This is a genomic window from Halopseudomonas oceani, assembly GCF_963677335.1.
GTDB lineage: Bacteria > Pseudomonadota > Gammaproteobacteria > Pseudomonadales > Pseudomonadaceae > Halopseudomonas > Halopseudomonas oceani.
The window spans coordinates 725,538-740,118 of sequence record NZ_OY781932.1 but is presented as its reverse complement, the minus strand read 5'-3'; the positions used below and the strand labels follow the sequence as shown (position 1 = coordinate 740,118).

General features: G+C 61.0%; 11 protein-coding genes. 7 read left to right on the top strand and 4 right to left on the bottom strand.

The genetic code is table 11. The features are described from left to right. Positions 1–5 precede the first annotated feature (5 nt). A complete protein-coding gene (locus ACKPCU_RS03365; RefSeq protein WP_321349906.1) occupies positions 6–833 on the top strand; it encodes an acyl-CoA thioesterase in 828 nt (275 codons plus the stop codon). 43 nt (positions 834–876) lie between these two features. Here the strand turns inward: ACKPCU_RS03365 and ACKPCU_RS03360 are convergent, their stop codons facing one another. Together ACKPCU_RS03360 and ACKPCU_RS03355 are read right to left on the bottom strand one after the other, a co-directional pair. Further along, a complete protein-coding gene (locus ACKPCU_RS03360; RefSeq protein WP_104736572.1) occupies positions 877–1,545 on the bottom strand; it encodes a crotonase/enoyl-CoA hydratase family protein in 669 nt (222 codons plus the stop codon). Next, on the bottom strand, positions 1,542–3,167 hold the full coding sequence (locus tag ACKPCU_RS03355; protein ID WP_321349904.1) for an AMP-binding protein: 1,626 nt from the start codon (positions 3,165–3,167) through the stop codon (positions 1,542–1,544). The genes ACKPCU_RS03360 and ACKPCU_RS03355 overlap by 4 nt, the downstream gene beginning before the upstream one ends. A 259-nt stretch (positions 3,168–3,426) precedes the next feature. Between ACKPCU_RS03355 and ACKPCU_RS03350 the strand changes: the two genes are divergently transcribed. From ACKPCU_RS03350 to ACKPCU_RS03325, 6 genes are all read left to right on the top strand, one after another. Beyond that, entirely contained in the window at positions 3,427–4,221 is a 795-nt protein-coding gene (locus ACKPCU_RS03350) for an IclR family transcriptional regulator (protein ID WP_104736825.1), read from the top strand. Positions 4,222–4,576: 355 nt separating this feature from the next. Then, positions 4,577–6,670 (top strand): 3-hydroxyacyl-CoA dehydrogenase NAD-binding domain-containing protein, encoded by a 2,094-nt coding sequence (locus ACKPCU_RS03345; protein ID WP_104736574.1) that lies wholly within the window; start codon positions 4,577–4,579, stop codon positions 6,668–6,670. Positions 6,671–6,733: 63 nt separating this feature from the next. After that, positions 6,734–7,930: an acyl-CoA dehydrogenase family protein gene (locus ACKPCU_RS03340; protein ID WP_104736575.1), complete on the top strand. Its 1,197-nt coding sequence runs from the start codon at positions 6,734–6,736 to the stop codon at positions 7,928–7,930. An 11-nt stretch (positions 7,931–7,941) separates the two neighbouring features. Then, the gene (locus ACKPCU_RS03335; RefSeq protein ID WP_104736576.1) at positions 7,942–9,075 is read left to right on the top strand and encodes an acyl-CoA dehydrogenase family protein; all 1,134 of its coding nucleotides are present in this window, start codon (positions 7,942–7,944) and stop codon (positions 9,073–9,075) included. 168 nt (positions 9,076–9,243) lie between these two features. Next, on the top strand, positions 9,244–9,993 hold the full coding sequence (locus ACKPCU_RS03330) for an electron transfer flavoprotein subunit beta/FixA family protein (RefSeq protein WP_104736577.1): 750 nt from the start codon (positions 9,244–9,246) through the stop codon (positions 9,991–9,993). Between the two features lie 2 nt (positions 9,994–9,995). Then, a complete protein-coding gene (locus tag ACKPCU_RS03325) occupies positions 9,996–10,925 on the top strand; it encodes an electron transfer flavoprotein subunit alpha/FixB family protein (protein ID WP_104736578.1) in 930 nt (309 codons plus the stop codon). Between the two features lie 125 nt (positions 10,926–11,050). On the opposite strand, the gene ACKPCU_RS03320 is transcribed toward ACKPCU_RS03325, so the two are convergent. Both ACKPCU_RS03320 and ACKPCU_RS03315 read right to left on the bottom strand, forming a co-directional pair. Next, positions 11,051–12,022, bottom strand: a complete 972-nt coding sequence (locus ACKPCU_RS03320) for an IS110 family RNA-guided transposase (protein WP_321349466.1) — start codon at positions 12,020–12,022, stop codon at positions 11,051–11,053. A 334-nt stretch (positions 12,023–12,356) separates the two neighbouring features. Beyond that, the gene (locus tag ACKPCU_RS03315) at positions 12,357–14,501 is read right to left on the bottom strand and encodes a methyl-accepting chemotaxis protein (RefSeq protein ID WP_321349897.1); all 2,145 of its coding nucleotides are present in this window, start codon (positions 14,499–14,501) and stop codon (positions 12,357–12,359) included. Between the last annotated feature and the right edge of the window lie 80 nt (positions 14,502–14,581).

The window sequence follows — 14,581 nt, the reverse complement described above, 5'->3', positions numbered from 1 at the left end:
CGCAGATGACCGCATCTACTCCCGCCAGCCACGCCTTTGACCGTGCCATCGCATTAACCGCGGCAGGTGCCAACCTGTTCAAGGGCAACGTCGACGACAGTTTTCAGAACATGGTCGGGCCATTTGGCGGCGTAACCGCTGCAACCCTGCTCAACGGTGCCCTGCAGCACCCGGAGCGGATTGGCGAACCGATCTCGCTGACCATCAACTTCGCCGGCCCGGTACAGCTCGGTGCCTTCGAGCTGGAAGCCATCCCGCTGCGCACCAACCGCTCAACCCAACACTGGCTGCTGCTGCAGCGCCAGGACGGCGAGGTGGTTACCAGCGGTACCGCGTTCTTCGCCACCCGCCGCGAGACCTGGTCCGAGCAGCAACACGGCATGCCGACAGCGCCGCCGGCCGACAGCCTGCCGCGACTGGTACGCGGCGAGCGCAATTGGTTCCGCAACTACGATTTCCGTTACGTTTCGGGCTTGTTTGACCCCAGCCGTGGCGACGGCAACCCCGAGGATGCCCATAGCGAAACCCTGCTGTGGACCCGCGACAATCCACCCAGGCCGCTGGACTTCGCGTCACTGACCGCGCTGGGCGACGTGTTTGCGCCACGCATCTTCCACCGCCGCCAGCGCTTTACTCCCGCCGGCACGGTGTCGCTGACCCACTATTTTCACGCCGACACCGAACAACTGGCACGCGCCGGCGACCGTCATCTGCTCGGTCAGGCCCACGCCACGCGCATGCACAACAATTATTCGGATCAGGTCGCCCATCTGTGGAGCGATGACGGTCAGCTGCTGCTGACCACCACTCAGGTCGCGTATTTCAAGGAGTAAGACCGGAAGATCGCCGGGGCACAGCATGCTGTGCCCGCCCCGATCACCCCTGCAGAGCGACAAACGCCTCACGCAACGGCGCATTCAACAGCGCCCGGGTCTCACGGTAGGCGCGACGGTCCAGCCCGGCCAGCTGTCGGATTTTGGCACGGGCACGCTCAAGCAGTTGCTCGGCCGGCTGCAACTCATCAAAGAAACCGGCTTCCAACGCGCCAGCCGAGGCAAACACCTCGGCCTGCAACACACAGCGGCTGAGCCACTGCGGCGACAGCCGCGCCCGGGCCTGGAGCATGGCGCCCTCTGGCATGGTCATGCCGATAGCGACTTCATTCAGCGACACCCGATAATCACCCTCGGTGCCCAGCCGGTAGTCGGCCAGCAGTAGCATGAACGCCGCCTTGGCCATCGCGTGCCCGTTAGCGGCAACCACCAACGGTGCCGGATAGTCCAGCAACGCCAGCGTCAACCGGTCACCGGCCGCGCGCATGGCGTCACAGGCCGGCCCGCCGGCATCAATCAGCTTGCGGTCATAACCACCACTGAAAATACCAGGACGGCCGCTGATCAGCAGCGCTGCGTCCGCCTCTGCCGCCGTAGCGATAGCGGCCAGCAACTGCTCCAGCATGCTCTCCGATAGCGCGTTAACCTTGCCATCGTCCAGCCGTATTTCAGCGATGCCATCCTGCAGACTGAACTGCAGAGAGGCGTTCACGCCTTCGCCTCGCCGTTCGCTTCATCACGCAGCACCCGGCGCAGCAGCTTACCAACGGTGGATTTGGGCAGTTCGTCGCGAATCTCGACGTGCTTGGGAATCTTGTAACCGGTCAGGTTTTCGCGGCAGTGGGCGATGATGGCCGCGTCGTCCAGACCTGCGTCGTTGAGGCTGACGAAAATCTTGATCGCCTCGCCAGTACGCTCATCCGGCACACCCACTGCGACGCACTCGCGCACGCCGGCATGACGCATGACCGCGTCTTCAACATCGTTCGGATAGACGTTGAAACCAGACACCAGAATCATGTCCTTCTTGCGGTCGACCAGTTTGAGGAAGCCCTCTTCGTCCAGCAGACCAACGTCACCGGTCTTCAGCCAGCCATCGTCGGTAAAGGTAGCTGCGGTCTCATCCGGGCGATGCCAGTAGCCCTGCATTACCTGCGGCCCCTTGATCAGCACTTCGCCCGGCTCGCCGCGCGGGGTCTCGTTGCCTTCGTCATCCACGGTCTTGACCCAAGTGTCGATCACCGGCTGACCGATGAAACCTTCCTTATAGGGGGTCTTGGAGGTCGAGGCCACCACCACCGGTGAGGTTTCGGTCAGGCCGTAGCCTTCGCGAACCACACTGCCGGTACGCTCCTGCCAGCGGCGGGCGATCTCGGTGTTAAGCGGCGCACCACCGGAGTTGACCCATTTCAGGCGGCTGAAATCGACGCTGTCGAACTCCGGGTGGTTCATCAGCGATACAAACAGCGAGTTGATCCCGGTCAGCAGGGTTATGGGGTGACGCTTGAGGTCGGCGATCAAGCCATCAAGATCCCGTGGATTGGTGATCAGGATGGTATGGAAACCGGTAAACACCGAGGCAATGCAGTTCGCGGTGAAGGCGAAGATATGGTACAGCGGCAACGGTGAAACCCGGACTTCACCACCGTAGGTCACGTGACCTTCCTTGAGGATGCTCACCGCCTGCAGCACGTTGCAGAGGATATTACGGTGGGTCAGCATCGCGCCCTTCGACACGCCAGTGGTACCGCCGGTGTACTGCAGCAGCGCCAGGTCGTCCAGCCCGCGCTCAATCGCAACCGGGGGCAATTCATCACCCAGCCGCAACGCCTGCATAAAGCGCACCTCGTCCGACTCGCTGCTATCGAATTGCGGGTTGCTGTAATCGTCCATGCTGGTGACGATCAGGGTTTCGATCTCGGTCTCGTCCTGAATCTTGCGCACCAGCGGAACCAGCTTGTCGAGTACGACGACGGCGCGGGCACCGGAGTCGGCAAACTGGTGGCGGGTTTCATAGGGGGTGTATTGGGGGTTGGTGTTGACGATCACCAGACCGGCACGCAGCGCGCCAAAAATGGCGACGGTGTATTGCAGCAGGTTCGGCAGCTGGATCGCCAGCCGGTCACCCGGCTGCAGCCCGGCGTGCTGACGCAGATAGCGGGCAAAGGCGTCGGCACGCCCGCGCAGCTGGTTAAAGGACAGAGTGTCGGCACCGCAGGAGAACGCCGGCTGGTCGCCATAGCGACTGCAGGACTGGTCCAGGATATCGAAAAGCGTGGTGTGACCCAGCTCGGCCAGCTGTGCGCTGACGGCGTAGTGCTCAGGAGTAGACATCTCATCCTCTTGTTTTTGAACTATTGTTTTGCACTGCGAAACAGAATACCAAAAAGATGCTATTCTATTCGAGGTTAGCTGTGCAATGATCGAGACAGTTAGCGTGCGCCCCGGTAACAAAACAGCAACAGAGTGTCTGCGTGTCACTGTGCAGAACCCCTGATCGTGCTATCGTTCCGCGCTCTGACCATAACAATAAAAGACAGCATCAAATCACGTTCGGCCGCACCCACCGATGGGCCACAAGGTATACAACCCAATGAAAGATGAGTTGGAAGCAGCAGTAAAGGAATCCCCTGCCAAGGACCGCAAGTTCGTCGAAGCACTCTCTCGTGGGTTGGACGTTTTACGCGCATTCAGTCAGGGTTCTGTGGTCATGGGTAACCAGGATATCGCCCGCATTACCGGCCTGCCCAAGCCCACTGTCTCGCGCATGACCTACACACTGACCAAGCTGGGTTATCTGAGCTATTCCACCCAACTGGAAAAGTATCAGCTCGACTCCGGTGTGCTGGCCCTCGGTTACGCCTATGTATCCAACCTGCGCGTACGCCAGCTGGCCAAGCCCTACCTCGACGAGTTTGCACGCAACACCAATACCTCGGTTGGCCTGACCTGTCGCGACCGTCTGTCGATGATCTACGTCGAAAACTGCCGCCCGTCTGAATCCACCTCACTGCGCATGGATGTGGGTGAGCGTTTGCCGCTGGCCACCACCGCCGCCGGCCGTGCCTACCTCGCTGCCATGAAGGAAGACGAGCGCAGCCATCTGCTCGACGCCATCAAGGCGCGCAACCCGGATACCTGGCCCGAACTGCAAGCCTCCCTGCAACGCAGCTTCGATGAGTATCAGCAACACGGCTTTTGCCTGTCGCTCGGCGACTGGGACCGCAACGTCAACGCCGCCGGCGTGCCACTGCATCTGCAGGACGGCAGCCTGATGGTCCTGACCTGTGGTGCACCGTCGTACCTGGTATCCGAAGAGCGGGTCAAAAACCAGCTCGCCCACCAGCTCGCCATGCTGGCGCGGGATATCGAGCGGCTCGGGGTTTGACCCCAGCCACAAGCTTCAAGCGGCAAGAAAAACCCGGACCTGTGTGAGCCGGGTTTTTTATGCCCGCCTGAAACAGCCTCTCCTTCGGTTCGGGGTTCGGGGTTCGGGGTTCGGGGTTCGGGGTTCGGGGTTCGCTTGAAGCTTGAAGCTTGAAGCTTCTCGCTTGCAGCTTGCAGCTGTGATGAATCCAGCGGTCGCTAGCGACCGCTGGATTCATCACCTTAACTAATAAACCGCCATTTCCCCCACTCGGGGCATCGACAAGCGGTTTTATTTTTTGTATTTTGCCTAGCGAAACGCGGTTTCACTATTTCGCATAGTGAAACGCCATCCCCAATCCTGACGGAGGTCAAGCATGTCGGACGTGGTCACTCTGGAGCGCAAAGGCGCCATCGCGGTCGTCACCGTGAACAACCCACCGGTCAATGCGCTGGGTATTGCCGTGCGTGAAGGTCTGCAGCAAAGCTTCAACGCTGCCGAAGCCGATCCTGACGTTAAGGCGATCGTACTGGTCTGTGAAGGCATGACGTTCATGGCTGGCGCGGACATCAAGGAATTCGGCAAGCCGCCGAAGGAACCGAGCCTGCCTGAAGTCGTCAACGGCATCGAAGCCGGCAGTAAGCCGAGCGTTGCTGTCATCCACGGCACCGCCCTGGGCGGCGGTCTCGAAGTTGCCGTCAGCTGCCACTACCGCATTGCCGTCAAGAGCGCCAAGGTCGGTCTGCCGGAAGTCAAACTCGGCTTGCTGCCGGGCGCCGGTGGCACCCAGCGCCTGCCGCGTCTGGTTGGCGTTGCCAAAGCACTGGACATGATCGTCAGCGGCAACCCGATCGGTGCCGTTGAAGCCCACGACCTGGGCGTGATCGACGAACTGGTTGAAGGTGACCTGACCGCCGCCGGTATCGCTTTCGCCGAGAAGCTGCTGGCAGAGGGCAAGGGCCCTCGCCGCACCGGCGAGCGCACCGACAAACTGGAAGGTGTCGACAACGCCGCAGCAGTCGCTGCCAAGCGCGCCGAAATCGAGAAGAAGATGCCTGGCCTGTTCTCGCCCCAGCGCTGCGTCTCTGCCGTTGAAGCTGCCTTCGCTCTGCCGCTGGTCGACGGTCTGAAGCGCGAGCGCGAGCTGTTTGCTGAGTGCCTGGTGTCGCCGCAGCGCGCCGCCCTGGTTCACGCCTTTTTCTCCGAGCGTCAGGCCTCCAAGATCAACGACCTGCCGAAAGACACCCCGGTACGCGACATCAAGTCCGCCGCGGTGATTGGCGGCGGCACCATGGGTGTCGGCATCGCCATCTGCTTTGCCAACGCTGGCATCCCGGTCAAGATCCTCGAGATCAGCTCGGAAGCCCGCGATAAGGCGCTCGAACGCGCCCGCGACACCTACGGCATGAGCGTCAAGCGCGGTAGCCTGACCCAGGACGCGCTGGAAAAACGCATGAGCCTGATCAGCGGCGTGACTGACTACGCTGACCTGTCCGACGTCGACGTCGTGGTCGAAGCGGTATTTGAAGACATGGGCGTCAAGCAGAAGGTCTTCGAAGCACTGGACGCCAACTGCAAGCCGGGCGCCATTCTGGCCTCCAACACCAGCTCGCTGGACCTGAACGCCATCGCCCAGTTCACCAAGCGTCCGCAAGACGTGGTTGGCCTGCACTTCTTCAGCCCGGCCAACGTCATGCGCCTGCTGGAAGTGGTGCGTGGCGAGAAGACCGCCAACGACGTGCTGGCCACTGCCATGGCGATCGGCAAGAAACTGAAGAAAGTCTCTGTACCAGTCGGCGTCTGCGACGGCTTCGTCGGCAACCGCATGGTGTTCCAGTACGGCCGCGAGTCCGAGTTCCTGCTGGAAGAAGGTGGCACCCCGGAACAGATCGACGGCGCCCTGCGCAAGTTTGGTCTGGCCATGGGCCCGTTCGCCATGCGCGACCTGTCCGGTCTGGACATCGGCCTGGCCATTCGTACCCGTCAGCGTCAAACCCTGCCGGCCGAGTTCAAACTGCCAGTGGTACTCGACAAGATGGCCGAAGCCGGCCTGCTCGGACAGAAGACCGGCAAGGGCTTCTACGTTTACGAGAAGGGCTCGCGCACCCCGTTGCCCAACCCGGAACTGCCGGCCATCATGGAAGCCGCTTCGAAGGAGCAAGGCGTCGAACGCCGCGAGCTGAGCGATGAGTACATCATCGAGCGCTGCATCTACGCCCTGATCAACGAAGGTGCCAAGATCCTGGAAGAAGGGATCGCCCAGCGTGCCAGCGACATCGACGTCATCTATCTGAACGGCTATGGTTTCCCGGCCCACCAGGGTGGCCCGATGTTCTATGCTGACGCGGTCGGTCTGGATCGCGTGTACGCCCGCATCTGCGAATTCCACGAGCAACACGGCGCTTGGTGGAAACCAGCCGCCCTGCTGGAAAAACTGGCCAAGGAAGGACGCAAGTTCGCCGACCTGTGATGAATCAAAGCGGCCGGCACTAGCGCCGGCCGCCAGATACCCGTATTACAACGAGGACATACAATGGAAATCCATTACTCCCCCGAGCAGCTCGCCTTCCGCGACGAAGTGCGTGAATTCCTCAAGCAGGAACTGCCTGCCGACATCGCTGCCAAGGTCAAACTGGGCAAGCACCTGCACAAGGCCGACCACGAGCGTTGGCAGAAAATCCTGTCCAAGCGCGGCTGGTACGCGCCGGGCTGGCCGGTAGAGCATGGCGGCACCACCTGGGGCCCGATCGAAAAGCACATCTTTGACGAAGAGTCCGCCGCGTTCGGCGCACCGCGTCTGGTGCCGTTCGGCGTCAACATGGTTGCCCCGGTGATCATCAAGTTCGGTACTGAAGAACAGAAAGCCACCTACCTGCCGCGCATCCTCGACGGCACCGACTGGTGGTGTCAGGGCTACTCCGAGCCGGGCGCCGGTTCCGACCTGGCCTCGCTGAAAACCCGTGCCGTACGCGATGGTGACTACTACATCGTCAACGGTCAGAAGACCTGGACCACCCTCGGCCAGCACGCCAACTGGATCTTCTGTCTGGTACGTACCGATCCGGAAGCCCAGCAACAACGCGGTATCTCCTTCCTGCTGATCGACATGGCCACACCGGGTATCACCGTGCGCCCGATCATCACCCTGGACGGCGACCACGAAGTCAACGAAGTCTTCTTCGACGACGTCAAGGTGCCGGTTGGCAACCTGGTCGGTGAAGAGAACAAGGGCTGGACCTGCGCCAAGTACCTGCTGACCCACGAGCGTACCGGCCTAGCTGGTATCGGTGCGTCCAAGGCCGCGCTGACCAACCTCAAGCGTATTGCTTCCAAGCAGCAGAAGAACGGCAAGCCGCTGATCGAAGATGCACTGTTCCGCAGCCAGATCGCCGAAGTTGAAATGTCGCTGATGGCGGCTGAAATGAGCACCCTGCGCATCGTCGCAGCCGCCTCCGAAGGTGGTGTACCGGGCTCGGAAAGCTCCATCCTGAAAGTACAGGGCACCGAAATCCGCCAGGCCATCACCCACCTGATGCGCAAGGCACTGGGCCCGTACGCGCTGCCCTTCCTGCCGGAAGAGCTGGAGCTGGACTTCGACGGCGAAATGCTGGTCGACGACTACGCTGCCTCCCCGGCATCGCAGTACTTCAACATGCGCAAACTGTCGATCTTCGGCGGATCCAACGAGATCCAGAAGAACATCGTCTCGAAAATGATTCTTGAACTCTGAGGAGGCTGACCGTGGATTTCAAACTGACTGAAGAGCAGCAAATGCTCAAAGAAACCGCTGAACGCCTGGTTCGCGACGTTTACGATTTCGAAAGCCGCAACAAATTCAGCGCCAGCGAAGCCGGTTTCAGCACCGACTTCTGGGCACAGCTGGGTGAGCTGGGTCTGACCGCCATCCCCTTCTCTGAAGAGCTGGGTGGCTTCGGTGGCACCGGCGTTGAGACCATGCTGATCATGGAACAACTGGGCAAGGGCATCTGCCTGGAACCCTACATGGAGTCAGTTGTTCTCGCTGGCGGCCTGATCGGCCAGCTGGGCAACGATACCCAGAAGGAAGAACTGCTGGGTGGTATCGCTACCGGTGAACTGCAAGCTGCCGTTGCACTGGACGAGCTGAACAGCCACTACGACCTGGCCAACGTCACCACCACTGCCACCGAGCAGGGCGGCGAGTGGGTTCTGAATGGTCGCAAGGGTGTGGTCATCGGTGGTCAGACTGCCGGCAAGATTCTGGTCTCTGCCCGCACCGCTGGTGACAGCCGTGACGAGCAAGGCATCAGCCTGTTCCTGATTGATCCGGCTGCCGCCGGTGTCAGCCGCCGCGTCTACGCCACCGTTGACGGTCGCAAGGCCTGTGAACTGTTCCTCGACAACGCCAAGGGCGAGCTGCTGGGCGAAGCCGGCAAGGCCTATGACGCTATCCGCTACCAGAGCGGCCGCGCCATCGCCGCCCTGTGTGCCGAAGCTGTCGGTGCCATGCGCACCGCCTGCGACCTGACCCTGGAATACCTGAAGACCCGCAAGCAGTTCGGCGTGCCGATCGGTAAGTTCCAGGTTCTGCAGCACCGCATGGTCGACATGATCAGCGAACTGGAGCGCGCCACCTCCATGGCGATCCTGGCAGCCTGCCTGGCTGATGACGAAGACAGCGCCGAGCGCAGCGCCAAGCTGGCCGCCGCCAAGTTTGTCATCAACCGCGCTGGCCGCTACGTGGCCGAGCAGTGCATCCAGCTGCATGGCGGTATCGCCATGACCTGGGAGTACAACGGTGCCCACTACGCCAAGCGCCTGGTCATGATCAGCCACCAGTTCGGTGATGACGACCACCACCTGGAAGCCTACGCCGCTCAACTGAGCGCAGCGTAAGTTCCTTCCGGACAGCCGGGTCGGCGACAATCGGTCGCCAACCCGGCATTTTTGTCCAACAAAGCGACAATTTGTACTTTCGGGCGCTCACTCTGCCCGGTATCCTATGCAGCCCTTTTAATGTCATGCGCCCGCGGGCGTCTCAAGACTTGTGGAGGACTAACGTCCATGAAAATCCTCGTTGCCGTTAAGCGCGTGGTCGATTACAACGTCAAGGTTCGCGTCAAGGCCGATAACTCCGGTGTTGACCTGGCCAACGTCAAGATGTCGATGAACCCCTTCTGCGAAATCGCCGTGGAAGAAGCAGTACGTCTGAAAGAAAAAGGCGTTGCTACCGAGATCGTCGCTGTCACTGTCGGCCCAACCGCCGCCCAGGAACAACTGCGTACCGCCCTGGCACTGGGTGCAGACCGCGCTGTTCTGGTCGAGTCCGCCGACGAGCTGAACTCGCTGGCCATCGCCAAGGCGCTGAAAGCCGTTGTCGATAAAGAGCAGCCGCAGCTGGTCATCCTCGGCAAGCAGGCCATCGACTCCGACAACAATCAGACTGGCCAGATGCTGGCTGCACTGTCTGGCTACGCTCAGGGCACTTTCGCCTCTGAAGTGGCTGTTGACGGCGACAGCGTCAAGGTCACCCGCGAAATCGACGGCGGTCTGCAGACCGTTGCGCTGAAGCTGCCGGCCATCGTTACCACTGACCTGCGTCTGAACGAGCCGCGCTACGCGTCGCTGCCGAACATCATGAAGGCCAAGAAGAAGCCGCTGGAAGTCGTCAAGCCGGAAGATCTGGGCGTGAGCACCGCATCGACCGTGACCACCCTGAAGGTTGAAGCCCCGGCTGCCCGCAGCGCTGGCATCAAGGTCAAGAGCGTTGACGAGCTGGTCGACAAACTCAAGAACGAAGCCAAGGTGATCTGAACATGAGCATTCTGGTTATTGCTGAACACAACAACGCCGAGCTGAACGCAGCTACCCTGAACACCGTTGCTGCCGCTCAGGCCATCGGTGGCGACATCGATGTTCTGGTTGCCGGCGCAGGCTGTGCTGCCGTTGCTGACGCTGCTGCCAAGGTCGCTGGCGTCAACAAGGTCCTGCTGGCTGACAACGCTGCCTACGCGAACCTGCTGCCGGAAAACGTTTCCCTGCTGATCGCTGAGCTGGGCAAGGGTTACAGCCACATTCTGGCTCCGGCCAGCACCAACGGTAAAAACTACCTGCCGCGTGTTGCTGCGCTGCTGGACGTTGATCAGATCTCCGAGATCATTGCCGTTGAGAGCGCTGACACCTTCAAGCGTCCGATCTACGCGGGTAACGCGATTGCCACCGTACAATCCAGCGCTGCGATCAAGGTCATCACCGTTCGTGCCACCGGTTTCGATGCGGTTGCAGCCGAAGGCGGCAGCGCTGCGGTTGAAGCGGTTGCTTCTGCCCACGACGCTGGTATCTCCAGCTTTGTCGGTGAAGAACTGGCCAAGTCCGACCGTCCGGAGCTGGCAGGCGCCAAGATCGTCATTTCCGGTGGTCGCGGCATGCAGAACGGCGACAACTTCGAAATGCTGTACAAGGTTGCCGACAAGCTGGGCGCTGCTGTGGGTGCTTCGCGCGCCGCGGTTGATGCAGGCTTCGTACCGAACGACATGCAGGTTGGTCAGACCGGCAAGATCGTTGCACCGCAGCTGTACGTTGCGGTCGGTATCTCCGGCGCGATCCAGCACCTGGCTGGTATGAAAGACTCCAAGGTGATCGTTGCGATCAACAAGGACGAAGAAGCGCCGATCTTCCAGGTAGCCGATTACGGCCTGGTTGCCGACCTGTTCGAGGCGGTACCAGAGCTGGAAGGTAAGCTCTAAGCCGACGGCCTAGAGGCAGCGGCAAGCTTCAAGCCGCAAGAAAACCCCGGACTCGCGAGAGCCGGGGTTTTTTATTGTCTGCTCGTTGTGTGTGGGGCTTTTTTGCGTAGATACCGTCTTCCCGATCAGCGTGCAAGTGCTCTGATCGGGTCGAACGGCTGACCTGATTTCAGTACGCCGTAGATGATGTGCAGCAGCTTACGCATGGCCGCGCAGACGGCCAACCGACCAGTTTTACCGCGTTCAGCCAGCCTCACTTTCATCGCTTTGATGACCGGGTTGTAGGCCATCGCCGACAGCGCTGGCATGTATAGCGCTGCGCGCAATCGGCCTGACCCGGTGCGCGAGATGGTCGACTTGCCTCGGTATATCCCAGATTCCTGCAAACGTGGATTCAGACCACAGAACGCTGCCAGCTGTCTTGCGCTGTCGAATCGCAGAGGGCTGCCCAGCTCTGCCAGCAGCGTGGCGGTGGTGCCATCACTGACACCATCAATGCTCTTCATTAGCCGCTTTTGCTCTCGTAGGTCCGGGTCATTGTCGATGTGGTCGTTGATAGCGGTGTTGATTAAGGCTATCTGGCCGTCCAGGTGCTCCAGATGAATGCGGATGGAGGCTTGGGCTGATTCTGCGCTGACGTCCAGACGGTTGCGCTCCATCTGCGCCAACTCCTTCAGGTCGGCAAGCCGACGCACCAGGCCGCGTAGCTGACGGATGCTCTCTGGCTCGGGCTCCCAAGGACGCAGTTCTTCCAGATGGCGCTGTGCGTAGCGGGCGATCAATTTGGCGTCGGTCTTGTCTGTTTTAACCCGGCGCAGCTCGCTTTGCGCATATTTGGCGATGCGTGCAGGGTTGATGACACAGACCTGATAGCCCTGCTGATGCAGATGCGTCGCCAGCGCTTCGTGGTACACGCTCGTTGCCTCCATCAGCACCCAGCAATGTGGCTCAGCATGCTTCTCTAACCATTGGTCAAATTGCTTGAAGCCTTCGGGGGAGTTCGCCAGTTTGGCTTTGGTGCGGTATTTATCGCGCTCCAGCGGCTTGGCGATGTCGAAGGTGTGCTTGGCAATGTCGATTCCGATAACGCAGGTCATGGGGCCTCCGGCTCTGTTGACAGGCGATCGTCACCACACTCTGTTCTACCTTGCGAATACGTGCTCAGGCGCTCAGCGCCGGCACCAGATACCGTTCGAACTGTCTGAGTGTGTTGGCAGGTGACGGCCCATCTACGAACCAAGCTCTTGAGGCTTCAGGGGCACACCGGCCTGTCACCTGCCGCCCGATGATCAGTCGGGGACCATGGTCACAGGAACCACAGTCAACATACAAGGGGCACAGCATGCTGTGCCCGTGCGGGCTGCGGGGTATCTCGCGGGTGGCGAGTGTCGTTCCGTGCAATCTTCACCCCGGGCACGGCATGCCGTGCCCCTACCGGTCGGCACTGACCTGAAAGGTATCCGACAGCTGGTGCAGCCGCGACGCGGTTTCCTTGACCTGCCCCGAGCTGGCCCGCAGCGCGGTGATCACCTGGCTCATCGAGTGGGTTGCCTCGGCTACATGGCCAGCCTGCCGGCCGTGCTCCTTGCTGTTGGTGTCCATCACCGAGATCACCTCGAACAGCTCTTCGACGGTCTGGTACAGCAAGTCGTTGTCATCCGACGCGCTGGCCGCCTGCTGCAGCTGCAGGTCCACATCAGCGACACCGCGTTCCATCACTACCACGGTTTCCCGGGTCGCATCACGGATGCTGGTAATCCCCTGGCTGATCTCGTCAGCAGCCTTGGCGGTTCGGGCAGCTAGCGCCCTGACCTCGTCAGCGACCACCGCAAAGCCGCGGCCATGTTCACCCGCACGGGCGGCCTCGATGGCGGCGTTGAGCGCGAGCAGATTGGTCTGGCTGGTAATGTCGGTGATCAGCGAGACCATGCCGACGATATCGCCGGTGCGGTTGTCCAGCACCTGCACGCTGGCGGCCGAGCTCTCGACGATATCGCGAATCTTGCGGGTGCCGCTGGTCACCGTGTCGAGCCGGGCTCGCGCCGCTTCGACCACGGAAGCCATGTTGGCCTTCATCTGCGCGGCGGTTTCCGATGCCGCGTTGACTGTCTGCAATTGCGCCTCGATCATGCCGAGCATCTGCTGGATGTTGCTGGTGACTTCTTCTGCGGTGTCGCTGGCCTGCTGATTGCGACCCAGCATCTGCTCGCTGTTCTGCAGCGCGTGCCGGCTGGCCTGCTTGACCCGGCCGACAATGGTGTCAAGGTTGTCGATAAAGCTGTTGATCCAGCGCCCCAGCTCGCCCGTCTCATCCGGCACCAGGCGGCTGGTATCCATCCGCTGACTGAGATTGCCCTCACCCTCGGCAATATTGCGGATAATTTCGGTCATGCGACCCAACCGACGCGCCAACTTGCGCGTCGCACTCTGCCAGAACCACAGCCCCGCCAAACCGAGCACGCCGACATGGGCAACATGCTCCAGCCAACCGGTCAGCCCCAGTTGATCAAAGCCCAGCTGAGCAACAAAAACCAATGCGGCCAGCACCCAGAAGTCCTTCATCAGGCTGTAGCTGAGCGAACGATAGCGGTAGACCTCTTCCAGGTCCGCCTCGCACATCATGCCCCAGCGGTCGGGCGAGCCCGGCAGGCTGAAGGTCACACCCTTGCCGATCACCGGAATATGGCGGTAGTCGGAATAACCGGGGTATTTGACGTAGGTGTTCTCGCCCTTGCGCATGGTCTCGCGCACACCCGGATGCAGCTCGCCGGTGGCCGGATCGGTAAAGCGCACCTCAAACTCGGTGTGTTCGCGCACACTGACCGTACCCCAGGCGGTCTTGATCCCGCTTTTGAGGTTATCGCCGTGGCTGAAAGTGCTGTCTTCAAAGCGCGAGCGCGACAACGCGCGACCCGGCTCGATGGACGGATTGAAGCGCGATTCAACCATGAAGATGTAGTTGTCACCCGACTCCTGATAAATATGCCCTGCTTCGCGCTGGATCAGGTCACCAACGACGTCATTCGGCACCCGCGCACAGACGCAGCCAAGCGCTTCGCCGTTCGGGCCGTGCAATGGCTGGTAGAACATCAGGGTAACGGCATCATGGAAGCTGGAGGTCGACGGTCCCAACTGACGAGTACGCTGATCGACATAGGGACCGTGCAGAAAGCGATGCTGCAGACCAGCCCGAACCGCCTGGGCATCCAGTTGCAACCCGCTGAGCTGGCCCGCGCTGCTCGCCAGCACGGTGCCGTCGGCACCGAGCAGAAACAACTCGGAGGCATCCGGCAGTTTGCTCCGCAACTTGGCCAGCAGCGCCTCGCCGGCTTCTGCGGTTCCATCACTCAACTGCTGACCAATGCCCTGCAGGCCCGCCCACTGGTTTTCACACCACTGCTGCAACAACCGCACCCGCGTTGCCGCCAAGCTATCGAAGATGGACTCAAGCTGCCCGTAACGGTTGCGATTGACCCGGCAGGCCCAGCCCATAGCGAGCTTGCCGGTCGGTCCGAACCACGGCAGCCAGCGGCGCTCGGACTGGGTCAGATTCATTTGATCGCTATTCAGGCTCACGGTGACAACCTCGCTATTTGGAACGAGTTGAGACCAAAGCAATATTCGCACCACAAGAGATAGCGCAGCGCCATCATGGA